Annotated in this window: 20 protein-coding genes and 1 tRNA gene; 10 read left to right on the top strand and 11 right to left on the bottom strand. The window is 71.5% G+C overall.

Annotated features, from left to right (window positions below):
* Window positions 1–612 precede the first annotated feature (612 nt).
* From SSP29_RS16760 to SSP29_RS16750, 3 genes are all read left to right on the top strand, one after another.
* Window positions 613–2,721, top strand: a complete 2,109-nt coding sequence (locus SSP29_RS16760; protein ID WP_089101651.1) for a transglycosylase domain-containing protein — start codon at window positions 613–615, stop codon at window positions 2,719–2,721.
* Window positions 2,722–2,773: 52 nt separating this feature from the next.
* Window positions 2,774–4,072, top strand: coding sequence for a polysaccharide deacetylase family protein (locus SSP29_RS16755; protein WP_089101428.1), 1,299 nt, complete (start codon window positions 2,774–2,776; stop codon window positions 4,070–4,072).
* A gap of 145 nt (window positions 4,073–4,217) precedes the next feature.
* The gene (locus tag SSP29_RS16750) at window positions 4,218–5,390 is read left to right on the top strand and encodes an amidase domain-containing protein (RefSeq protein ID WP_089101427.1); all 1,173 of its coding nucleotides are present in this window, start codon (window positions 4,218–4,220) and stop codon (window positions 5,388–5,390) included.
* Here the strand turns inward: SSP29_RS16750 and SSP29_RS16745 are convergent.
* The gene (locus SSP29_RS16745; RefSeq protein ID WP_089101426.1) at window positions 5,378–5,926 is read right to left on the bottom strand and encodes a DUF4383 domain-containing protein; all 549 of its coding nucleotides are present in this window, start codon (window positions 5,924–5,926) and stop codon (window positions 5,378–5,380) included. The genes SSP29_RS16750 and SSP29_RS16745 overlap by 13 nt on opposite strands.
* An 82-nt stretch (window positions 5,927–6,008) precedes the next feature.
* Entirely contained in the window at window positions 6,009–7,400 is a 1,392-nt protein-coding gene (locus tag SSP29_RS16740) for a coiled-coil domain-containing protein (protein ID WP_089101425.1), read from the bottom strand.
* 213 nt (window positions 7,401–7,613) lie between these two features.
* Between SSP29_RS16740 and SSP29_RS16735 the strand changes: the two genes are divergently transcribed.
* Window positions 7,614–7,685 (top strand) — tRNA-Val (locus tag SSP29_RS16735).
* 47 nt (window positions 7,686–7,732) lie between these two features.
* Here the strand turns inward: SSP29_RS16735 and SSP29_RS16730 are convergent.
* Both SSP29_RS16730 and SSP29_RS16725 read right to left on the bottom strand, forming a co-directional pair.
* Window positions 7,733–8,062: a DUF8825 domain-containing protein gene (locus SSP29_RS16730; protein ID WP_089101424.1), complete on the bottom strand. Its 330-nt coding sequence runs from the start codon at window positions 8,060–8,062 to the stop codon at window positions 7,733–7,735.
* Window positions 8,063–8,154: 92 nt separating this feature from the next.
* Entirely contained in the window at window positions 8,155–8,442 is a 288-nt protein-coding gene (locus tag SSP29_RS16725) for a hypothetical protein (protein ID WP_145968903.1), read from the bottom strand.
* Window positions 8,443–8,586: 144 nt separating this feature from the next.
* On the opposite strand from SSP29_RS16725, the gene SSP29_RS16720 reads away from it, so the two are divergent.
* The gene (locus SSP29_RS16720) at window positions 8,587–9,237 is read left to right on the top strand and encodes a methyltransferase family protein (protein WP_089101422.1); all 651 of its coding nucleotides are present in this window, start codon (window positions 8,587–8,589) and stop codon (window positions 9,235–9,237) included.
* Between the two features lie 289 nt (window positions 9,238–9,526).
* The gene (locus tag SSP29_RS16715) at window positions 9,527–10,114 is read left to right on the top strand and encodes a phosphoribosylanthranilate isomerase (RefSeq protein WP_089101421.1); all 588 of its coding nucleotides are present in this window, start codon (window positions 9,527–9,529) and stop codon (window positions 10,112–10,114) included.
* Here the strand turns inward: SSP29_RS16715 and SSP29_RS16710 are convergent.
* Complete coding sequence (locus SSP29_RS16710; RefSeq protein ID WP_089101420.1) at window positions 10,111–11,049, bottom strand: ketopantoate reductase family protein; 939 nt, start codon at window positions 11,047–11,049, stop codon at window positions 10,111–10,113. The genes SSP29_RS16715 and SSP29_RS16710 overlap by 4 nt on opposite strands.
* A gap of 91 nt (window positions 11,050–11,140) precedes the next feature.
* Between SSP29_RS16710 and SSP29_RS16705 the strand changes: the two genes are divergently transcribed.
* Window positions 11,141–11,371, top strand: coding sequence for a DUF2277 domain-containing protein (locus SSP29_RS16705; protein ID WP_174855967.1), 231 nt, complete (start codon window positions 11,141–11,143; stop codon window positions 11,369–11,371).
* 52 nt (window positions 11,372–11,423) lie between these two features.
* Here SSP29_RS16705 and SSP29_RS16700 read toward each other — a convergent pair whose 3' ends face one another.
* The 4 genes from SSP29_RS16700 to SSP29_RS16685 form a co-directional block, all read right to left on the bottom strand.
* Complete coding sequence (locus tag SSP29_RS16700) at window positions 11,424–12,035, bottom strand: DedA family protein (RefSeq protein WP_167449927.1); 612 nt, start codon at window positions 12,033–12,035, stop codon at window positions 11,424–11,426.
* Between the two features lie 152 nt (window positions 12,036–12,187).
* A complete protein-coding gene (locus tag SSP29_RS16695; protein ID WP_438363797.1) occupies window positions 12,188–14,116 on the bottom strand; it encodes an FAD/NAD(P)-binding protein in 1,929 nt (642 codons plus the stop codon).
* A 205-nt stretch (window positions 14,117–14,321) separates the two neighbouring features.
* The gene (locus SSP29_RS16690) at window positions 14,322–15,947 is read right to left on the bottom strand and encodes an alkaline phosphatase D family protein (RefSeq protein ID WP_089101418.1); all 1,626 of its coding nucleotides are present in this window, start codon (window positions 15,945–15,947) and stop codon (window positions 14,322–14,324) included.
* Window positions 15,948–16,142: 195 nt separating this feature from the next.
* Window positions 16,143–16,787, bottom strand: a complete 645-nt coding sequence (locus SSP29_RS16685; protein ID WP_089101417.1) for an HNH endonuclease family protein — start codon at window positions 16,785–16,787, stop codon at window positions 16,143–16,145.
* A gap of 421 nt (window positions 16,788–17,208) precedes the next feature.
* Between SSP29_RS16685 and SSP29_RS16680 the strand changes: the two genes are divergently transcribed.
* Both SSP29_RS16680 and SSP29_RS16675 read left to right on the top strand, forming a co-directional pair.
* Complete coding sequence (locus SSP29_RS16680) at window positions 17,209–17,790, top strand: TMEM165/GDT1 family protein (RefSeq protein WP_089101416.1); 582 nt, start codon at window positions 17,209–17,211, stop codon at window positions 17,788–17,790.
* A gap of 296 nt (window positions 17,791–18,086) precedes the next feature.
* Window positions 18,087–18,749: an HAD-IA family hydrolase gene (locus tag SSP29_RS16675; protein WP_089101415.1), complete on the top strand. Its 663-nt coding sequence runs from the start codon at window positions 18,087–18,089 to the stop codon at window positions 18,747–18,749.
* 226 nt (window positions 18,750–18,975) lie between these two features.
* On the opposite strand, the gene SSP29_RS16670 is transcribed toward SSP29_RS16675, so the two are convergent.
* Window positions 18,976–19,899, bottom strand: a complete 924-nt coding sequence (locus tag SSP29_RS16670) for a peptidoglycan-binding protein (RefSeq protein ID WP_089101414.1) — start codon at window positions 19,897–19,899, stop codon at window positions 18,976–18,978.
* 161 nt (window positions 19,900–20,060) lie between these two features.
* On the opposite strand from SSP29_RS16670, the gene SSP29_RS16665 reads away from it, so the two are divergent.
* A complete protein-coding gene (locus SSP29_RS16665) occupies window positions 20,061–22,097 on the top strand; it encodes an MDR family MFS transporter (RefSeq protein ID WP_167449926.1) in 2,037 nt (678 codons plus the stop codon).
* Here the strand turns inward: SSP29_RS16665 and SSP29_RS16660 are convergent.
* A complete protein-coding gene (locus SSP29_RS16660; RefSeq protein WP_089101412.1) occupies window positions 22,090–22,587 on the bottom strand; it encodes a GNAT family N-acetyltransferase in 498 nt (165 codons plus the stop codon). The two genes, SSP29_RS16665 and SSP29_RS16660, sit on opposite strands and share 8 nt — an antisense overlap.
* Window positions 22,588–22,673: the final 86 nt, after the last annotated feature.

Here is a 22,673-nt window from a genome sequence, read left to right as displayed (position 1 = left end):
TGCGGGAGTGATGGGCATCACTTCACCTCAGAATTTCATGAGTGTTCCTTTCTGTCCGATACTTGTGCGGAGATTTTGAAAAGATCGCTGATAATTTGAGCTGGCCGCGAGGAGCCGAAAGACCGGGGGAAGAGGGGGGCTCGTAGCGCCGCGCCCACCGCGGCCCTGCCCCCCCCGTCGTGTCCGACCACGCGCGCAAGACCGAGTGCGAGGGGAGACGCAGTCGTGACGGACGCATCGGAGCGGACGGGCGACCCGGAGGAGGGCCATGACCAGGCCGGACCCCGGGGTCGGAAGCCGTTCGAGCCGGACGCGACCCTGCATCTGAACGTCGACGGCCTGCGCGCGGAGCACGCTCTGTGGCAGAAGGGCGACGACGCTCAGCGTGCGCAGGAGGTCGCGCGGCGCAAGGCGGAGGCTCTGTGGAAGGAGCTGCACGCCCTGCGGGCCGCCGAGGCCGACACCGCGCAGGCGGGGGAGGGCGAGGGTGCGCGCCGCGGCGCGGGCGACGACCCGGCGCCCGGTAAGCGAGCACGGCGCAAGCAGCCGGATCTGCCGGTGCACGACGAGACCCTGCATCTGAACGTGGGCGCCCTGCGGGCGGACGTCACGATGCAGATCCGGGTGCCCGAACAACGGCGGCCGGAGCCGGAGTCGGCGGCCTCGGGCGGCCGTGCCGAGCGGCGGCGCAGCGCGCGGCCCTCCGCGCGGGAGCGTGCCGTCGGTGCTTGGGAGCGGATCGGGGCTCTCGTGGGGCCCCGTATCGAGCCCCTGCTGCCGTACGCGCGGAAGCTGCGGCCGATGTACCCGCGCCCCGGCCGGACCGGCTGGCGGCGCTGGGTGCCGTCCTGGCGGCAGTGGCTGGGGGCCTGGCTGGGGAGCATCGGGCTGACCGGGCTGTTCCTCGTGGTGGCCTACGCGGCGACGGACATTCCCAGCAACCTCAACACGTACGCCACCCAGCAGGACAACGTCTACTTCTGGTCCGACGGAACGCCGATGGCCCGGACCGGCTGGGTGCAGCGGCAGGACATGCCGCTCAAGGACATACCCGTGGACGTGCGCTGGGCGGTGCTCGCGGCCGAGAACGAGAGTTTCTACTCCGACCCCGGTATATCGGTCAAAGGCATAGCCCGGGCCCTGTATCGCACAGTCGGCGAAGGGGACACCGAGGGCGGCTCGACGATTACCCAGCAATACGTGAAAAACGTCTATCTCACGCAGAACCAGACGGTAAGCCGTAAATTCACCGAGGCCATGATCTCCCTCAAGCTCGACAACAAGATGAGCAAGGACCAGATCCTGGAGGGCTACCTCAACACCAGCTGGTTCGGCCGGGGGACGTACGGCATCCAGCGCGCCGCCCAGGCCTACTACGGCAAGGACGTCGGCCAGCTGAACGCCAGCCAGGCCGCCATGCTCGCCGGGCTGCTCAAGGGCGCCGGGCTCTACGACCCGACGCTCGGCCAGGCCAACCACAAGCGGGCGGTGGAACGCTGGTCCTGGATCCTGGACCGGATGGTCAAGATCGGCAAGCTGTCGCCGACCGAGCGGGCCAAGTACACCAAGTTCCCCGAACCGATCGCGACCAACAAGGTGTACGACACCGGCAATCAGAGCGACTACCTCGTGGAACTGGCGCAGCAGTACGCCAAGAAGTCCGCCCACATCTCGGACAAACAGTTCGACCTGGGCGGATACCAGATCTACACGACCTTCGACCGGAAGAAGGAAGGCACCCTCACCAAGGCCGTGACCGAGGCCCGCAAGGAGGCCAAGGCGAGCGACCTGAAGAACGCCGCGGCCGCCCACTACGGCGCCGCCTCGGTCGCCACCGACGGACGGATCGTCGCCGTGTACGGCGGCCCCGACCACCGGACACAGGGCTACAACGAGTCCAACGCCACCACCGTCCCGGCCGGCAGCGCCTTCCTGCCCTTCGTCTACGCGGCCGGACTGCAGAACGGCATCCACAAGGAACGCGGCGGGGCCGCCACCGACGTCCTGCCCGAGACGCTCTACGACGGCGACGACAAGGTCCCGGTCACCACACCCGACGGACCGTACTGGGACCGCAGCGGCAAGAAGGTCTACGCCAAGAACGACGACGACAAGTCCTACGGGCAGATCAGCCTGGCCAATGCCCTCGCCCAGTCGGTGAACACCCCCTTCATGCAACTCGGCGTGGACACCGGACTCGACAAGGTGCGGTCCACCGCGGTGGCCTCCGGACTGCTCTCCGAGAGCATGGGACCCCAGGTGCCCGCGCTCTCCATGGGCAGCTCCACACCCAGCGCGATCCGGATGGCCGGCGGATACGCCACGTTCGCCGCCGGCGGCGACCACACCGAGCCGTACTCGGTCTCCAAGATCACCCGCAACGGCCGCCGGATCGCCATGGACACCTCCCGGCCGACCCGCGCGGTCCGCGACGACGTGGCCGAGGACGTCGAGCAGGCACTCACCGAATCGTTCCGCCTGGCCCATCCGACCACCGCGCTGACCAACGCGGCGGCCGGGAAGGCCGGCAGCACGTACGCCAGCGGCAAGGACACCGCCGCCTGGTACACCGGCACGCTCTCGAAGGTGACGACGTCGGTCGTCGTCTACCGCATCGACCTGAACAAGTCCCTGGAGCCGCTGCCGCTCAAGGGAATCGCCGGATCCGGCACCGACAACGTCCCTTACACGGTCTGGGCACAGGCCATGGGCCTCGGCTGACCCCCGAGGCCCCGACGCTCCCCACGCCACCCACCCGCAGAATGAGCCGAGCATGAAGCCCCGCACGAAGCAGACAGCCGGCGGTCACCGCCGCAAGGCGCCCGCCCGTGACCGCCGTCCAGCCCGCCCGGAGGTCATGACCCTGGCCGCCTTCCTGGTCGTGGCCTCCCTCGTCGCGGGCTATCTGGTGCTCACCAGACAGGACGACACCGCGCCCACCGCCGCCGGGACCACCAAGGCCTCCCCGTCGGCCTCGGCCTCACCGAAGTGGGACGGCAAGACCCACATCCTGGGCGACGGCTCGACCTCGTACACCGGGCCGCAGAAGGGCCAGTTGAAGCCCGTGAAGCTCAAGCCGGGTGAGAAGCCGCCCCAGTTCGTCGTCTTCTCCTGGGACGGCGCGCTGGAGGGCTCCGACCATCTCTTCTCGCACTACCGGGAGATGGCCAAGGAGTACAACGCCCACATGACCTTCTTCCTCACCGGCATCTACCTGCTGCCCAAGAGCAAGAAGACCCTCTACACCGGCCCGATGCACCAGCCCGGCGACGCCGCCATCGACTACGCCACCGACGAGCACATCCGCACCACCCTGGAACAGCTCCGCGAGGCCTACAACGACGGCAACGAGATCGGCACCCACTTCAACGGCCACTTCTGCGAGAAGAAGGGCGGCGGCGACTGGAGCGTCGAGCAGTGGAAGAGCGAGATCGACCAGTTCTACAAGTTCGTCGAGAACTGGAAGACCAACACCGGCTTCAAGGACATCCCCGCCCTGCCCTTCGACTTCAAGCAGGAGGTCGTCGGCGGCCGCGCCCCCTGCCTGGAAGGCCAGCCCAACCTGCTCAAGGCCCTGCAGAAGTACGGCTACAACTGGAAGTACGACGCCAGCTCCCCCGGCGACTTCCAGATATGGCCCTCGAAGAAGGACGGCCTGTGGAACTTCCCGCTGGAGATGCTCCCCTACCCCGGCGGTGACTACCAGGGCCTGTCCATGGACTTCAACTTCCTCTACAACCAGTCCAACGGCGAGACCGACGGCGACCCCGCCAAGTACGCCGAATGGGAGCAGCAGACCGTCGAGTCCTACATGGACGGCTTCAACCGCGTCTACTACGGCAGCCGCGCCCCCCTGTTCATCGGCAACCACTTCGAGGACTGGAACGGCGGCATCTACATGAAGGCCATCGACCAGATCATCCCGAAGATATGCACCAAGAAGGGCGTCAAGTGCGTCTCCTTCAAGGAGCTTTCCGACTGGATGGACGCCCAGGACCCGGCCACCCTCGCCCGGCTGCGCACCCTTGACCCCGCCCAGGCCCCGTCGGACTGGTCGAGCATCGTGAAGTGAGCGTCGTACCAACTCCCGGCGGGCGGTTCAATTCGGCGCGACAGCAAGCGGATTCCAATCGTGCAACCCCCTTCACAGGAGTCACACACGTCGTGCGAAGATGCCGTCGCCCGGTAGAGGTGTACCGGCGTAGAGGGGAACACCATTGAAATCCAGAAAACTGAGCCGTAAGCGCAGCCGTGCGGCCATAGTCACGGCGGCGGCCGCCTCGGTCGTCGCCGGCGTCGCCCTCGTGCCCAACTGGAGCGCGGGCGCGGCCGTCGTCGACGACCCGACCGTGAACGCCGCGACCAAGGCGACCTTCCAGAAGCTGGCCGACGCGGTCTTCACCGACCGCACCCAGGCCCTCGTCCAGGGTGCCTCGCAGAAGAAGCAGACGTCCCGCTTCTCCGGCGACGTCCGGCTCTCCAGCACCCAGTCGCGCGACGAGAACACGGCGCTGACCCAGCTGCGCGGCCGTCAGAACAGCATCGCCAAGGCCGGCGAGACGTACAGCGCCGGCAGCACCCAGGTCACGCTCGACGCGACCCGCGTGACCGGCCGCACCGCCAAGGCCGACGTCACCGAGACCACGACGCTGACCTACGCCAAGGCCGCCGGCGGCACGCCGAAGAGCACCGGCTTCCAGGCCCACCACGAGCTGACCTTCAAGGCGGACCAGCGGGGCACCTGGCAGCTGACGAACATCCAGGACACCGACGAGGGCGGCCTCGCCGTCAACACGCTGTCCAAGCCTTCGGTCAAGGCGCCCGCCACCCCCGACGACGGCAACTCCACGCCGGACGCCCCCCGCGCGGCCACCACCCGCAACCCGGTGGCCGTGCCGAAGACGCTCACCGGCGGCACGTACGACTACAAGGCGATGGCCACCTACGCCGAGACGTACTGGAACAACTACAACACCGCCTACCCGGACTACAACAACGAGACGGCCGGCGGCGACTGCACCAACTTCGTCAGCCAGTCACTCAAGGCCGGCGGCTGGAAGCACGTCCCGGGCTACGTCTACGACTACACGAAGTGGTTCGGCACCGCCGACATCCAGTCCGACTCGTTCGTCGGCGTCAACGAGTGGTCCTGGTTCGCCCAGAACTCCAAGCGGACCACCCCGCTCGCCAACGTCTACCAGGCGGAAGTCGGCGACGTCATCCAGGTGGACTTCGACCGGGACGGGGCGAAGGACCACACGATGATCGTCACGTACAAGGCCAACGGCATCCCGTATGTGACATACCACTCCAACAACACCTACCGCAGGTCGCTGGCGAGCCTCATCGCGTCGTACCCGAACGCGTACTACTACGCCTACCGCACCTGAGCCTCAGGTTCGGCCCGCTGCTCCGCCTCGGGGTGGCGGGCCCGCCAGTACGGGTTGTCGTGCGGCAGGTTCGTACTCACCCTGCCGTACATCCCGAACACCATCAGCACGAGGCCCACCACGAAACTGAACAGCACGTTCTGGATCTTGAACGCCAGGAAGTCCGACTGGGTGTCGAGCAGACCCAGGAACAGGAAGCCGTTCAGGATGAACAGCACACCCAGCACCATGTTCAGCGTGGACGCGAAGTTCCCGCCGATCACCATCCCGACGAACAGCAGCAGCCCCACACAGATCGACAGCACGCTCAGCGCACCGTTCGTGTTCAGACCGATCGCGCTGTTCCCGCCCGTGTCGAAGAAGCCGATGTTGTTGGTCAGTCCGAGGATCCCGAACGCCAGCAGGAACAGGCCCATCAGGCCCGCCCCGATCCGGTAGATCCTGTTCAGGCGGTGGTCGACGGGCAGCGCCTCGTCGAAAATGATCCGCCGCCGCGAGGTCCCCGACGTCCCCGAGTGCGCTGCGTGTGAGGCCATCTCCGCCTCCCCATCTGGACTGCGGACCTGGATTACGGACCGCCCTCCCAATATCCGCCCGCACCGAGGGGACGGCAACGGCTCACAGGTGTCCGGTGCCCCGGTCCTCCCGGATCTGCGCCACCGCCCGCGCGACCGACTGCCGCACCGCCTCCGTCTCCGTCAGGAAGTGCCAGTAGTCGGGATGCCGCCCCTCCAGCGTCCCCACCGCCCGGTCCAGCCGCGCCACCGCGTCGTCCAGCAGCCGCGCGTGCCGCGGATCCGGACTGGTCCGCCCGGCCATCGCCAGCCGCTGCGCGTCCCGGATCGCGAACCGCGTCCGCTCGATCTCCGCCTGCGGATCCTTCTGCACGGCGTTGAGCCGGCTCAACCGGTCACCGGCCGCCGACACCGCCTCGTCCGTACTGTTCAGCAGCGCCCGCACGGTCGAGAGCAGCGAGGCGGCGTCCGCCCACTTCTGCGCGTCCCGCGCCGCCTGCGCCTCCCGCAGCTTCACCTCGGCCTGCCCGACGTTCTCCACGGCCTGCTGCGGCACCTGCTGCAGATCCTGCCAGCAGGCCGCCGAGAACCGCCGCCGCAGCTCGCTCAGCACCGGGTCCACCTGCCCGGCCCGGGTGGTCAGCGCCTGCGCCCGGGTCCGCAGGCTCACCAGCCGGTGATCGATCTCCGCGGCCTTCTCCGGCAGCCGCTCCGCCTCGACCCGAATGGCCTCGGCCTCCCGCTGCACCCGCCCGGCCCGCTCCAGCGTCGCCTGCACACCGTGCTGCCCCGCACCCTGGTTGAGCCTGGTCAGCTCGGGCGACAGCGCGGCCAGCCGGGCCGCCAGCTCATCCGCCCTGATCTGCGTCTTCCGCACGGCGTCGAGCGCGTTGCTGGCCGCCAGCAGCGCCTGCCGGGCCCGCTCCACGGCCGGCGCCAGCCGCGCCAACTGCGTCTCGGCCTTGCCCAGCAACGGCCCCAGCGACTCCCCGAACCGGTCCAGCTCCCCCTTGACCCGGACCAGCTCGTCCTTGGCCCCGGAGATCTGCCCACGCGCCCGCGCCGCGACCCCGGCCTCCAGATCGTCCCGGTCCAGGTCATAGGCGTCGATGGCTTCGATGTACCGGTTGCTCACCTCGTCGATCCGCCGCCCCAGCGCCTCGAAGTCCGAGACGGCACGACGGGCCGCCGGCGAGTCGTCGACGGCGGAGATGGTCTCTATCGAGATCCGCAGATCCCGCTGGGCGGTGTCCAGCTCGTAGAACGCGGCGGCCGCGGCGTCCTTGGCCGCCTGCGCCTCCGCCCGCTGACTCTCCGCACGCCCCCCGAACCACCGCCGCGTCCCGCCGCCGGCGAACGCCCCGGGCACCACCAGCACGGCCAGCAGCGGCAGGCTCATCAGACCGAGAACATCCCGCAGCGGCGTGCGCCGGGCCCGTACGGGAGGCGAGTACGACCGCTCGGATACCGCCGAAGTCGCCGATGTCCCCGTCACTTCTCCCTCTCCCGTACCGCGGTGCGCCCTGTGTCCTGGCGGTTGCTGCAATTCTCCCACTGGTGAAAGACGAACACACGAGCCGGTCAGTTCGCGGTGAATACGATCAGCCGGTCACATTCGCCACGACCGTCCGACGACGGTACGCGCGGCCGGTCCGGATACGGGTTTGCGGGACAGCGCCCCTGGCAATGTAGGCTGTCGACTCGTCTCGGGTGCGTAGCTCAGGGGTAGAGCGGCTGCCTTACAAGCAGCATGTCGGCGGTTCGAAACCGTCCGCGCCCACGTGACGAGAGGACCCCGGCCGATGCGGCCGGGGTCCCCTCGTGTTCTCAGGCCTTCTCGTGCGCGTGCTTGAGGCGGCTTCGGGCGTCCATGCGGTCCGGCGCCGTGACCTCCGCCCAGAAGCGGTGGCCGCTGACGAACACCGCGAGTTCGTGTTCGCGGCGGCGCAGCTTCTCCACCTCCGCCTGTTCGTCCTCGGTCCAGCCCGGGGAGGCGGGGCGCTCCACCTTGCGCCAGCCGCCCTCGTCGCTGAATCCGTCCAGCGGCTCGACCGACCAGGGAAGCCGCTTCAGCAGGGCCGACAGCTCGGCCCGGACCTGATGCAGCTCCTCCTGACCGGCGAGGAGGTCACTCGGAAAGTCATAGGTCGCAGCCACGCGGCAATGGTACGCCTGTTCGATTTTAGGTGGCGAGTTTGTTCGTGGGGTTCATGTGTTCGATGCGCGCGCGGTGTCGTCGGATCGCGTCGTCACGCGCCGCCCCAGAGGTGGATCACCGCCGCCAGGCAACCCCCGGTGACCAGCCCCTGCACCACCGCCGTGACCCACATCCGTGCGCTCCACGCCGCCGCCGCGATGATCCCCGCGCACAGGGCGAGGCCTCCGAAGCACGCCAGTGGGACCCACGCCGCCCCCATCGTGCCGAGCATCAAAATGGCCAGGGCTCCGAACACCGCGACCGCCTCGAACACCACCATGGCCACCGCCGCGACCACGTCCCCTGCCCACTTCGCGTACCGTCTTATTCCGCCGTCCACCGCGGCAGCGTCCCCCGGAGCCGCAGACTCCGTCGGCCTCGCCCTCATACCGATACCGGACCGGGACTCGACCGGTGGGTGGAGGCCCTCTCCATCGGCCCGTGGGTGGTGGTGATCGGCCGGGTGCCGGAGGAGCCTTGAGGCATGGGATCACTGCACTCGGCACTCGTCGCTCTCACCGGCGTCTGCGTTCTGGTCTTCGTCGTGGCCTGGATCGCGGGTGCTGTCTACTTCGGCTTGAAGAGCCAGGCCGGTGCGCGCGGCTGGGTGCGCGGACTGCGCCGCACGCTGCCCCGCCGGGTTCTGCTGGTCGCCGGCGCGTGGCTGTTCTCCTGGCTGGTCGGGCACACCGGAGGGTTCTGGCACCGCCTGCAGTACTGGCAGCCTGAACTCGCCCTCCTGGGCGCCCTGCTCGCCGTCGCCTCCACCGCACTGCTGCTGTGGGCCCGCTGGGTCCTGGGCACGATGTGGGCCAGCGTCCCGACGGTCCAGGAGCATCACGAACTGCGTACCGACGGGCCCTACGGGCTGGTTCGCCATCCCATATACACCGGCCTGCTCGGACTGGTCGTCGGCGCCATGCTGGCCTGCGGCTTCGGTGCCTGGACAGCCGCCCTGGCGGTCGCCGTCCCGTGGCTGCTGAGCCGGGTGCGGACCGAGGACGCCCTCATGGCCGGCCGGTTCGGGGCCGCCTACGACGCCTACCGCGCCCGCGTCCCGGCACTCATACCGTGGACCCGGCCGACACGGGTCCGTCCCCGCCACGGTGACGCGACCAGCAGCCCAGGGGCGTAGGAGGGAGACTCCGCTACGGCCGGTGCGGCACGAAGCGGATGGCCAGGTATGGCTCGCCCGGGCCCGGGGCGCGGTTCCAGGGGCGGGTGCCGATGGTGTGCAGGCGGCCTCGGGTGAGGGCGAACCGGGGCAGGCGGACGCCGAATGCGGTTGCGAGGGCCGCCAGGACGCGGCGCTCGTGCTGCCGGTGCTCGTCGGGGCCGCCACTGACAACGCCCCGGCCCGCGGACTGAGAAGCTGGAGGACAGGATCGTGTTCCCGCCGGGCGGGAGAACGGAGCAAGGACAGGATGAGCGGGCAGCGGCAGCCGACGTTCGTGAAGGTGTGCGGGCTCACCCAGGAGCAGCAGATCGACTGGGCCGTCGAGCTGGGATACGACGCCGTCGGGATCGTCGTGACCCCGAAGAGCAAGCGGTACTGCCCGCCGGAGCGGGCCGTGGCGCTCGCCGAATACGCCCGGGGACGGATCACCGTCTTCGCCGTGGCCCTGACCCACGCCGAGACGGCCGCCGTCGCCGGGCACTTCGACACCGTCCAGATCTACGAGACGGCCGACATCCCGAACCTCGCCCTCGCCTCCGGCACCCCGCCCGGGAAGCCGGAGGCGCTCCAGTACTTCTTCTACGACGCCAGCGCCGGCAGTGGCGTGTTCGAGGACATCCCCGACTGGGTCGGCGGGGTGCCGGGGAAGGTGGTGATCGCCGGCGGCCTCGACGAGCACAACGTGGCCGGTGTCATCGAGGAGTTCGGGCCCTACGGCGTGGACGTCTCCAGCAGTGTCGAGACCGCGCCGGGGGTCAAGAGCCGCGAGAAGATGGCCGCCTTCGTCGCCGCCGCCCGAGCCCCCGGGCGTACCCCCGGGCGCGGCAGCCGCTAGCGTCCGGCCTCGCGCAACTCCCTGACGATGCGTGCCGTCACCGGCACGGGTACGCCGTGCCGGTCCGCCGCGCGCAGCAACGCGCCCCCGATCGCGTCGAGTTCGAGCGGGCGGCCGGCCTCCGCGTCGCGCTGCATCGAGGACTTGGTGGCGGGCGGGAAGGCGTCGTAGCGGGCCAGTGCCCGGGCCGGGTCGGCGGGGGCGCCGCAGGCCCGGCTGACCGCCGCCGTCTCCGCCACGAGGGACGCCAGTTCCTCGCGGTGCCGGGTGCGGGCCTCGCCGAGGGGGAGGGCGTAGCGGGTGGTGAGAAGGGCGAGCGGGGCGAGGAACGCCATCTTCGCCCAGAGGGTGGTGGTTTCGTCGTCCAGGACGCGGGTGGCCGGGCCGGCGGCGGTGAGGGCTTCGGCCAGGGCCTCCAGGCGGGGGCGGGGGACCTTGGCGCCGGTCAGGTCGATCTCCGCGAAGGGGCTGGTGTGTTCGACCAGGCCGGGGGCCGTGCGGGTGGACTCGACGCGGATCACGGACGGAACCACGCGGTCCGGGGCGTAGCGGGCGCGCAGCAGCGCGGGGTGTTCCACGCCGTTCAGGAACGGTACGAGGAGGGCGTCGCCGAGGGCCGAGGGCGGGATCCGGGTGAGGGCCGCGTCCAGGGCGGTGGCCTTGACGGTGACCAGGCAGGTGTCGACCGGTTCGCGGAGGGCCGTGTCGGCCTCGACGGGGGCCGTGAAGTCGCCGAACAGGGGGCTGCGGACGTGGATGCCGGTGGTACGGAGCGTGTGCGCGGTCTCCTCGCTCGCGAGGCAGAGGACGCGGTGGCCGGAGCGGGAGAGCAGGGCCGCGAGCAGGCCGCCGACGCCGCCGGGGCCGAGGACGGCGACGGTGAGGTGAGGGGCGGGAGCCTTCGGCGTGTCCGGGCTGTTCGGGCTGTTCGGCATGGAGTTGTCCTCTCGTCGGTCGGCCCCGGGAGCGGTGGCCGCCTCTGGAAGATCCTCGCAGGAAGGAGGGGGTCTGCGGGAGACTGGGGACATGTGCCGGAGTATCAAGACCCTGCGTCCGCCTCAGCTGGCCGAGGAGGCCACGGAGGACGAGATCCGTGCTGCCGCGTTGCAGTACGTGCGGAAGGTGTCCGGGTTCCGGGCGCCGGCCGCGCACAACCGGGAGGTGTTCGAGCGGGCGGTGGATGCGGTTGCGGAGGCCACCGCCGCGTTGCTGGGGGGACTGGAGGTGCGGGGGCAGGCGGCCGCGGGCGGGGGCTGAGGCAGGAGGGTGGGGATGCTCACCGGCGCTTGCCGGGTGGGCGAGGCATGGTTCAGGCGGGGCGTCTTCGCATCAGGTACCCCGCGCCCGCTCCCGCGCCGAACAGCGCTGCGACCGATACCGCCGTCGCCATCCAGGTCGCACCCAGCCACTGGGCGCCCAGCCAGCCGAGGGCAACGCTGTAGATCGCCCAGGTCAGGCCTGCCAGGGCGGACCAGGGGAGGAAGTCGCGGACGCTGCGGTGGGTCGCGCCGGCGCCGAGGGAGACGATCGAGCGGCCGGCCGGGGCGAAGCGGGCCAGTACCACCAGCGCGCCGCCGCCTCGGGACAGGGCCTCGCCGAGACGTTCCTGCGCGCTGCTGAGCCGCCGGGAGCGGGCGATGGCGCGGTCCAGGCGGGCCCCGCCGCGCCGGGCCAGCCGGTAGGCAACCAGGTCGCCGAGGACCGATGCGGTGGCCGCGCAGAGGGTCAGCGCCAGGATGTCCGGCAGGGCGTGCGGCGGGACCTGTCCGGCCGACGCTCCGGTGCCCGCCGCTGCGGTGGCCGCGGTGATGACGAGCACCCCGCTCGGCAGGACCGGCAGGAACACATCAAGCAGCACGGAGAGGGCCACCATGGCGTATATCCATGGCCCGGCCTCCAGTGAGCCCACGCTTTCCCACACGACGGTTCCCCCGCGATTGTCCTGTTGCGCCCCCCGACGACAGCCATACAGCGTACGCGGGGGGTGTGACAGGAGTGTCACGGGGGCTTCGTATGTTCGGCAAAGGGTTATCAGCGGAGGGTCAGGCGTGTGTCATGCGGTGTCATGCAGTGTCATACGGTGACCGGTGTGTTCCGTTCGGCCGCCGTCGGCCGTTCCGGGGCCGCCTCCGGCCGTGATCCCGGCGCGGCCGCGGCGATACGGAGTACTGCCCGCGCGATCGCGTCCGCGTCCGACAGGGTCACCGAGTCCACGCCCGGCCGGGCTCCCGCCGCGGTCACCCAGTGCACCCCCTCCGTGGGCACCCCGAAGGCGAACCGCCGTGCGTGCGGGCGGCCGTGACGGCCGATGAGGCGGTACGGGCGCGGTGTCACGTCGACGCCGCCGGTCTCGTGGCCGTCCGCCACGTGCGGGCGGCACGCGCCCTCGCGGAGCAGTCCGGCCAGCAGTGCGTCGGCGGTGCGGCGCAGGTCCGGCTCGGGGAGGCGGGCCTCGACAAGGGTGGTCACCCGGACCGCCGAGCCGGGTATCTCGGGGGAGCGGGCCACCCAGGCGCCGTCCCCGAGGTCCACCTCCAGCCCCGGACCCAGCACTTCCACCACGCCCGCCGCCAGCAGCGCGGCGAACTCCTCGATCCGGCGGCGGGGCGGGCCGATGGACAGGAAGGCGTTGAGCGGGGTGTACCAGCCGTCCAGATGGGCGCGCCGGGAGGCACCGGCCAGGCCGCCGTGGTCGACGATCAGCCGTATCTCGTTGCGCAGGTCGCGCAGCACGTCCAGGGCGGCCTTGAGCGGGCCCCGCACATTGCCGAGGGCGGCCTGTGCCGCGTCCTCGCGCAGATATCCCAGGAGCCAGGCCCGCCACTGCTCGGGACCGGTGAACTTCCGTTCCCGGTACGGGTGCTGGAGCCGCTCCCAGGACCAGCGGTCCGGTTCCGGCACGCCGTGGGCGTCGAGTACGGCCGTCTCCGCGGGCCGGCCGCCGGCCGCGAGGAAGCGCTCGGTGAACTCCGGGTCGCCGGTCAGGGCCGCGTAGTAGACCGTCTCCACCTCCTTGGCGACCAGTGGCCAGATCTCCGCGAGGAAGTCGGGCGCCGCGCCGGAGTCCGCGCGGCTGCGGAAACCCGTGATCACCTCGGGGGTGAGGAGGAGCGGGGTGTGGCGGCCGTGCGGGCCCTTGGCGTTGTCGCCGCGTGCCTGGTACGGGATGCCGCGCCGGGAGCCCGCGTACAGGCGGGGCTCGCGGCCGGAGGGGGTGTAGCGCAGGGCGGTGCCGTCGGGGGTGCGGGTGTAACGGCCGCCCCGGCCGGTGGTCAGCAGGGCCAGGTGGTCGAAGAAGTTGAGGCCCAGGCCGCGCAGCAGTACCGGTTCGCCGGGCGCGAGCGGGGTGAGGTCGACGTCGGCCGGGTTGGCGGGCGGGATGTGCCGCAGGCCGTGCCGGGCGGCGTGGGCGGCGAGCCGGCGCTGCCCGGCGGACGCCGTCGCCGGGAGATGGCCCTGGGCCAGCACCACCGCCGCCAGGCCGGGCAGCGTGCGGCCGTCGTCCAGAGTGAGGGTCTGGCGGCCGTCGGGGGCGTCGTCGAGCCGTACGGCGCGGGCGCGGTGCGTCTCGACGCGGACCGCCGCCGGTGCCCGGGAGACCGTCCGCGCGAACACCCACTCCAGGTAACGGCCGTAGTGGGCGCGGGTCGGGTAGTCGTCGGGGCCCAGCTCGCCGGCCGCCCACGCGTGCAGGCTGGGGCCGGGCAGGACGGGGCCCGCGCAGTCCACGCTGGCGTCGGTGAACAGGGTGACCTGGCTCGCCACGGTGTTCATCAGCAGCTCCGCCGACTGCGTCGTACGCCAGACCCGGCCGGGGCCCGGTTGTGCCGGGTCGATCACATGGACCGTGAGGCGCCGGCCCGGGGGCAGCAGTTCGGGGGCGGAGGCGCAGAGCCGTTCCAGGACGCTGGTGCCGCGCGGGCCGGCGCCCACCAGGGCGACGGAGACCGGCACGGATTCCAGGGCCGGGTCCTGGACCGGCTCCTGGACCGGCTCCTGGATCGGCTCCGGGACCGGGTGCTGGGGGGACTCCTGTGGGGAGGAAGACAAGGACGTGACTCCCGGGCGGGTGGGGGCGCAGGGCAGGAACACCGTCCGCACGGGATCAGGAAGCGGACGGTCCGCCTCATCATGCCGTCGCGGTTAACAGTTGCCAACGTGCGCCACACACACCCCAGTTGCCCCTCGGATGTCCCTCAGTCGTCCCTCATGGCGTGGTGAGGACGGACTCCTCCACGGTCTCCAGGGTTCCGTCCCGCCGGGCCCGCTCCAGCCGCAGCCGGGCCGAACGGCCGTGCAGCGTCAGCGTCATGAGCTGGTTGCCGAACCACGGTCCGCCCCTCTTCCGCCATGTCACCGGTGGTCGCGCACAGCGCCCGTGCCGGGCGAACCGCCGTCCGAGGAACCGGGCGAGGGCGCTCCAGCCGAACCGGAAACCGACCCGGATCGTCGGCGGCACGGAGTTGTGGACGGGGGAGCAGGTGAGTTGCAGCACACGGGAGTCGGGGGCGGCTCCGGCGGGCCACGCGGGCTCGGCGACGTACGCGTGATGGACGTCTCCGGAGAGCACGCAGATGGAGGCGGGCGCTCCGGGACCGGAGCCGGTCCGGGCGAACAGGGCGGCCAGCTCGGCGAAGGACTCCGGGAAGGCCGCCCAGTGCTCCAGGTCGGCCGCACGGCGCAGCCGTTCCCCGAACTCCGCCCAGCGGGCGCCGCGTTCGCCCCGGCACAGCGCCGCGTCCCAGGCCTCGACGTCGTGTATCAGGTGCGGCAGCAGCCAGGGCAGCGAGGTGCCGACCAGGAGATGGTCGTACGACTCCCGGCCGTCCAGCGCCTGTTCGCGCAGCCACTCGGCCTCGCCGGGGTCGAGCATGGCGCGGCTCTGCTCGTCGAGCACCCGCGCCGCCCGGGTGTCCACCATCAGCAGCCGCACCCGCCCGAAGTCACGCCGGTAACTCCACCGCACCGAGGCCGGATCGGCGTCGGCCCCGGCGGCGAAGGCGCGCAGCTCCTCGGTGCCGTCGGGAGCGGAGCGCACGGCCGCGTACACCGGGTCGGCGGCCAGGTCGGCCGGCGAGAGGTTGCCCAGGTGCTGATGGACCCAGTACGACATCAGCCCGCTCAGCAGCCGCTCCTGCCACCAGGGGCTGGCACGCAGGTCGGCCAGCCAGGCCTCGGAGGTGTTCCAGTCGTCGATGACGTCGTGGTCGTCGAAGATCATGCAACTGGGCACCGTGGAGAGCAGCCAGCGCACCTCCGGGTCCAGCCAGGACTCGTGGTAGAGGCGGGTGTACTCCTCGTAGTCCGCGACCTCGGCGCCGGGTGCTTCCGCGAGGTCGCGGCGGGCGGCCAGCCAGTGCCGGGTGGCCGCTGAGGTCTCGTCGGCGTACACCTGGTCGCCCAACAGCAGCAGCACGTCCGGCCGTTGACCGCCGGCGGCGATGCGCGCGGCCAGGCTGTCCAGGGCGTCCGGGCCGACCGGGTCGTGGCCGTCGGCCGGCGGGGCGGCCCAGCGGCAGGAGCCGAGGACGACGTCGAGGCCGGCGCCGGCGGCCGGGCTGCGGATCTCCGAGGGCGGGAAAGGGGAGCCGGGCAGCGGCCACACGCGGGTGCCGTCCAGGAGGACGTCGTACGACGGTGACGTACCCGGAGTCAGACCGGTGACCGGGACCAGGGCGTAGTGGTGGCCGGCCACCTGGAAGGTGCGCGCGGTGCCGCCGGCGCCGTCCGCGCAGCGCACCTCGGCGGTACACGGACGGCTCGCCTCGACCCAGACGGTCGCCGACGAGCCGTCGGTGTACCTCAGCAGCGGTCCCAGGCGCAGTCCGGCCACGATCGCTCCGCTCTCTTCCTCGGTCGGTTCGCCTCCGTCGCCCCGTACGGTACGGAACGACGGAGGCCGGCGGGGAGGTGCCGACGCCGGAAAGAGAGCCGGAGGAGACCCGGAGGAGATCCGGAGGAGTTCCGGAGAGGGAGCGGAGCGTGGCCGGAACGCAGGGGAAGCGGGACGCCGCTGCGCCCGGTCGGTTCAGCAGGCGGAGAGGTAGCTGGTGAGCGCGCTCTTCTCGGCGGAGTCCACCGAGAGGTCGTAGTAGTACTTCACCTGGACCCAGGCGCGGACGTAGGTGCAGCGGTAGGACGTGAGCGACGGCATCCAGGTGGCCGGGTCCTGGTCGCCCTTGGACTGGTTCACGTTGTCCGTGACGGCGAGGAGCTGCGGGCGGGTGACGTCGTTGGCGAAGGCCTCGCGCTGGGCGGTGGTCCAGTTGCGGGCACCGGAGTCCCAGGCCTCGGCCAGCGGCACGAGGTGGTCGATGTCGACGTCGGAGGCGGCGGTCCAGGTGGCGCCGTCGTAGGGGGAGTACCAGCTGCCGCTGGTGGCGGTGCAGGCGGAGTTGGTGACGACGTTCGTACCGTCGCGCTTGAGGATCCACTCACGGGTGTTGCAGGTGCCGCTGATGGTGTCCCAGGTCGGGAACAGGTCGCGCGCGTAGCCGGTCCTGACCTCGGTCGCCACGGTGAGGGAGGCGAGGTAGGTGCGGGCGGTGGACGCGCTGACCGGGGTGGGCAGGGCGGCGGAGGCGCTCGGGGAGTTGAACAGTGCGACGGAGGCTATGAGACCGGTAAGAGCCGCGAGTATGCTGGTTCGTCGACGCGCGTAGAACTTCGGCATGCGAACTCCCTTGTGGGGTGGGGGTGTTGGAGCGCGAGCGAGGGAATGCTCGCGCCGCCGTGTTGCCGATGGGTGAGCGTTCGGTAAGAAACTAGTGACGTGTTCATGACACGACAAGATGTGCGACGTGACTCACAGGTGGGAGCTCCGGCCTTGGGATAGGTGGCGAGGTCACGTACTCTTGACGGCGTTGAAGGGGAGTAGCTCTTCGCCGGACCGTCGACATACTGCTCAGCTCGTCTGAGCCGGCGCCCGGAGGCGGACCTCGGCCATCTCGGTCAGGGGCCGCCAGCGAGACCTTCGGCAAGCAGTGCACTCCCGTGCCGTACGGCACGGGTGATCGTGTGTGCTGCCCTGCCGAGGTGTTCGTCTGCGAAGTGCGGTGCTCTCGGTGGGTTGGCCCCCGACCGATTGAGGACCCTTGATCAGCATCACCGTGACGGCGCTCGTCTTCGGCGTCATCTTCCTCGCCGAACTGCCCGACAAGACCGCGCTCGCCGGCCTCGTCCTGGGCACGCGCTACCGGGCGTCGTACGTCTTCGCCGGTGTCGCCGCGGCCTTCCTGCTGCACGTCGTGCTCGCCGTCGCGGCCGGCAGCGTCCTGACCCTGCTCCCGCAGCAGATCGTGCACGCGCTGACCGGCGTGCTCTTCCTCGGCGGCGCGGCCGTGCTGCTGCTGAAGAAGGGCGAGGAGGAAGAGGAGATCCGCAAGCCGGCCGACCAGTCCTTCTGGAAGGTCGCGGGCACCGGATTCATGCTCATCATGGTCGCCGAGTTCGGGGACCTCACGCAGATCATGACCGCGAACCTCGCGGCCCGCTACGACGACCCGCTCTCCGTCGGCCTCGGCGCGGTGCTCGGCCTGTGGGCGGTGGCCGGACTCGGCATCGTCGGCGGCAAGGCGCTGATGAAGAAGGTGCCGCTGCGGCTGATCACGCAGATCGCGGCGGTGCTGATGCTGGTGCTGGGCGTGTGGAGCCTGTGGGAGGCGATCGCGGCCTGAGCCGGCCGGGTCCTGGCCGGCCGGGGGCTTCCTGCGGCCCGCTGTGGCCTGCCGAGTGCGGTCCGGGTCGTCGGCTCGCCGGCTCGCCGTGGCCCGGTCCGGCGCGCTGTGGCCCGCCCCGGTCCGACCTGCCGAGCTGAAGACTCGGTGAACGGTCGGCGAAGGCGGTGGCGGGATCGGTGTTCTGTTTTGTACCGTGGAGAAACAAAGTGGCTCCCGCCCGTTTTCCCTGACCGGCGGGCGGGGCCGCCTTGTTCTTCCCGGCCTGCTTTCGGCCTGTGCATAGGAGCTGCCTGATGACGGCCACCGTCCTCACCGCCCGCGCCCTCCTGCTCGACATGGACGGCACCCTCGTCAACTCCGACGCCGCCGTGGAACGCATCTGGCGGCGCTGGTCCGAGCGGCACGGGCTGGACGGCGACGAGGTTATGAAGGTCGTCCACGGGCGCCAGGGGCATGCGTCCATGGCGGTGCTGCTGCCGGACCGGCCGGTGAAGCAGAACCTCGCGGACAACGCGCGGATGCTGGCGGAGGAGACGGCCGACGTGGACGGCGTGGTGGAGGTCCCGGGCGCCGCGGCCTTCCTCGCGTCCCTGGCGGGGCTGCCGCACGCGCTCGTGACCTCGGCGGACGTGGCGCTGTCGACGGCACGGATGGCCGCGGCCGGGCTGCCGCTGCCGGCGGTGCGGGTGACCGCGGAGTCGGTGGGCGCCAGCAAGCCGGACCCCGAGGGCTTTTTGAAGGGGGCGGCGGAGCTGGGGGTCGCTCCGGCCGACTGCGTGGTGTTCGAGGACTCGGGCGCGGGGATCGCGGCCGGGCGGGCGGCGGGGATGCGGGTCGTGGGCGTCGGGGCGCGGGCCGGGGTGCACAGGCCGGACGCGGTGGTGCGGGATCTGACGGGGGTGCGGGTGGAGGCGGTGGCGGACGGGTCGCTCCGGGTGCACGTCGGCGGGGCCTGAGGGCGGGGGTGTCACTTACCGGCGTTGGCAGGGTGCCTCCCCCAGCCTTCGGCCGGGGGGACCCCCAGCGCCCACCCGTGCCGCCCTGCGGCACGCCTGCCCGCAGCTATGTATGTAGGGCGCGGCTGGGCAGCGCCCCGTAAGGGGCGCGGGGAACTGCGCGACCAGCCCCCCCACTCACCCGCAGCCACACCACCACCGCCACCGCCCCTGACCGGCGCACTCCCTACGGCTCCGTCGTCTCCGACTCCAGTGCCGCTCGGGTAGCCGCTCCGTACACCCCCGCCTCGTCGGTCAGGATCCCCCGCGCCAGCTGGTACGTCCGCACCGCGTCCTCGGTCTTGGTGTCGTAGTGGCCGTCGGCCGTCCCCGTGTAGAGGTTCAGCTGGGCCAGCCGCTGCTGGAGTTCCGTCACCTCCGCCCCGGTGTCGCCGGGGCGCAGGACCGGTGCCGAGGTGGGCCGGGCGGAGGCCGCCGTGCCCGTCGTCGACGCCGACTCGGTCGGCGTGGCCGAGCGGGAGGGGGCCGGGGACGGGGCGGTACTGGACGGCGCGGGGGACGGCGAGTGCGACGCGCTCGGGCTCGCGGACCCGGACGACGAGGTCGGCGGCGCGGATCGCGGCGACGGCACCGGCGCCGCGGCCGAATGCGACGCCGTGCTCGGGGTCACGTCCGGGACGCTCTCCCGTACGTCCGCCGGTGCCGCCCTGTCCCGCCTCGGCGTCGCGTCGGCGAACAGCCCGCTCGCGAACCCCGCCACGGCGAGGATCCCGGTCACCGCCCCGGCGGCCGCCAGGAGCAGGGCCCACCGGAGACGCCGGCGAGGAGCTTCCGGAGCCCCGACCGGGCCGGGGGCGTCGGCGGGCACCGCCCGCAGCGGCACGGTCACCTCGGCCGGCACCGTGACCGGCGCGGTCACCGGCAGCGGCGCGGTCTCCCCGCCGTCGGCAGCGTCGCCCGGGTCGCCCGCGATGTCGACGTACGGCCGTATCCGCAGCGGGTCGAAGTCCTCGGCGGCCGCCTGTTCGGCCGTGCGTGCGTCGCGCAGGGCGTCGGAGGTGCGCCGGTTGCAGTCGCAGAAGGGCGAGCCGTCCGGCCCCTTCGGTGTCCCGCACTCCGGGCACTGGTGGCCCCCGGTCGTATCCGTCACGGCATTCGTCCCTCCCCTCACGAACTCCACAGATTATGCAGAGCACCCACACGTACGTTCGCTGGAATCTCCCGTCTCACAGGTACCGAAGCGGACTCGACGGGCCATACCGGTCGACACCGTCCACGATGGAAGATGGCCGAAAGCCCCGGGAGGTCTCCATGGCCCTGGAAACGACGCACACCCCGGCGAAGGACGCGGAACGCGTACCCGGCAATGTGCTGGTCCCGATCGGTGCGCTGCTGCTCGGGCTGCTGCTGGCCGCGCTGGACCAGACGATCGTGTCGACGGCCCTGCCGACCATCGTCAGCGACCTCGGGGGTCTTGAGCACCTGTCGTGGGTGGTCACCGCCTACCTGCTGGCCGCCACCGCGGCCACCCCGCTGTGGGGCAAGCTCGGCGACCAGTACGGGCGCAAGCGGCTCTTCCAGCTCGCGATCGTGATCTTCCTCGTCGGGTCGGCGCTGTGCGGGATGGCCCAGAACATGGGCGAGCTGATCGGCTTCCGCGCCTTGCAGGGGCTGGGCGGCGGCGGGCTCATGGTGCTGTCGATGGCGATCGTCGGGGACATCGTGCCGCCGCGTGACCGCGGGCGCTACCAGGGGCTGTTCGGCGCCGTGTTCGGTACGACCAGTGTGCTCGGGCCGCTGCTCGGCGGGGTGCTCACCGAGCAGCTGAGCTGGCGCTGGGTGTTCTACGTCAACCTGCCCGTCGGCATCGTCGCGCTCACCGCGATCGCGGCCGCGCTGCGCATCCCGCGCCGGAGCGCCCACCACGTCATCGACTACCTCGGCACCTTCCTGATCGCCGCCGTCGCCACCTGCCTGGTGCTGGTGGCCTCGCTGGGCGGGACGACCTGGGCGTGGGGCTCGCCGCAGATCATCGGGCTCGTGGTGCTCGGAGTCGTCCTCGCCGTCGCGTTCGTGGCCGTCGAGCGGCGGGCCGCCGAACCCGTGCTCCCGCTGAAGCTCTTCGGCATCCGCACGTTCACCCTCGCCGCCCTGATCAGCTTCATCGTCGGGTTCGCGATGTTCGGCGCGATGACCTATCTGCCGACCTTCCTCCAGGTCGTGCAGGGCATCTCGCCGACCCTGTCGGGCGTGCACATGCTGCCGATGGTGATCGGTCTGCTGCTGTCGTCGACGATTTCCGGGCAGATAGTCAGCCGTACCGGGCGCTGGAAGGTGTTCCCGGTCACAGGCACCGGCGTGACCACCATCGGGCTGCTGCTCCTGCACCGGCTCGACGAGCACAGCTCGACCGCCGAGATGAGCGGCTACTTCTTCGTCTTCGGCCTGGGCCTCGGGCTGGTCATGCAGGTGCTGGTGCTGATCGTGCAGAACTCCGTGTCGTACGAGGATCTCGGCGTGGCCACCTCCGGTGCGACCTTCTTCCGCTCCATCGGGGCCTCCTTCGGCGTCGCCGTCTTCGGTTCGGTCTTCGCGAGCCGGCTCGCCGACAAGCTGGCCGACGCCTTCCGGGGCGTCCGGCTCCCGCCCGGCGCCACCCCGGGCTCCCTCAAGGCCGACCCGCGGGGCATCGCCGCGCTGCCGCCCGCGCTGCGCCCGGCGGCCCTGCACGCGTACGCGTCCTCGATCACCGACGTGTTCCTGTACGCCGCTCCGGTCGCCCTCCTCGGGTTCGTCCTCGCCTGGTTCCTCAAGGAGGACCGGCTGCGCGGCTCGGTCACCGCGCCGGACGCCTCCGAGACCATCCCGCCCAACCCGGTCCAGCGGTCGTCCTACGACGAGTGCTCCCGGGCGCTGTCCCTGCTCGGCACCCGGGAGGGGCGCCGGGAGGTCTACCGGAAGATCAACACCCGGGCCGGGTACGCCGACCTGCTGCCCGCCTCCGGGTGGATGCTGCTGCGGATCCGGAAGTACGGCTCGGTGGAGCCGGGCAGGCTCGCCGAGCGCGGCCCGGTCCCGATGAACGTCGTCCTGGAGGGGGCCCGCCAGCTGGAGGAGCGGCATCTCGCCGACCGCCTGGGCCTCGACCTGACCCTCACCGGCCAGGGCCGCGAGGCCGCCGAACGACTCGCCGGGGCCCGCGAGGAGTCCCTGGCCGAACTCCTCGGCGACTGGTGGACCCCGGACCGGCCGACCGACCTGGACCGCCTGGTGCGCGAACTGACCGACGAGCTGTGCGGCACCGAACGCGAGCAGCCGCAGCACCCGGCGACCCGGCCGGTCAGCTGACGAGTTCCTTGCGGAACCAGTGCCCGGCGTAGACGTCGTCGTTGTGCGGCCCGGTCTCCGTGTAGCCGAGCCGCGCGTACAGGGCGCGGGCCTCCACCAGGTCGGTGCGGGTGTCCAGGAGGATCCGCGCGGCCCCCAGGGCGCGGGCCGCGTCCTCGGCCGCCGTGACGAGCAGCGCGGCGCCGCCCCGGCCGCGCAGCCCCTCGTGCACGAAGACCCGGGTGAGTTCGGCGGTGGCCGGGTCCAGGAGCCGTACACCCGCGCTGCCGGCCGGGTCGCCGTCGTACCGCGCGATGAGCAACCGCCCGGTGGGCGGGGCAAGTTCGGAGCCCGTCCGGGCGGCGATCTCCCGCTCCAGCTCGGCCGGGTCGGTGCGGCGGCCCTCGTGGAGCAGGTACCAGCGGTCGCTGACCTCCGTGTAGTACGCCCGCCACAGGGCGCGGGCGGCCGGGGAGTCGGGGTGTTCGGGGGCGGTCGTCCAGGAGGTCATGGTCCGTAGTCTCCGGCGGACCGGGGCGGCTCGCGCAACCGGATATCGGCGGGCTCGGGCCGGCTCCGTCCTGCCGGGCTGTTTGG

Origin of the sequence: Streptomyces hyaluromycini (assembly GCF_002217755.1) — a bacterium.
Taxonomy (GTDB): domain Bacteria; phylum Actinomycetota; class Actinomycetes; order Streptomycetales; family Streptomycetaceae; genus Streptomyces; species Streptomyces hyaluromycini.
Note: the sequence above shows the minus strand (reverse complement) of the source record. Positions and strands in the feature narration are given on the sequence as shown.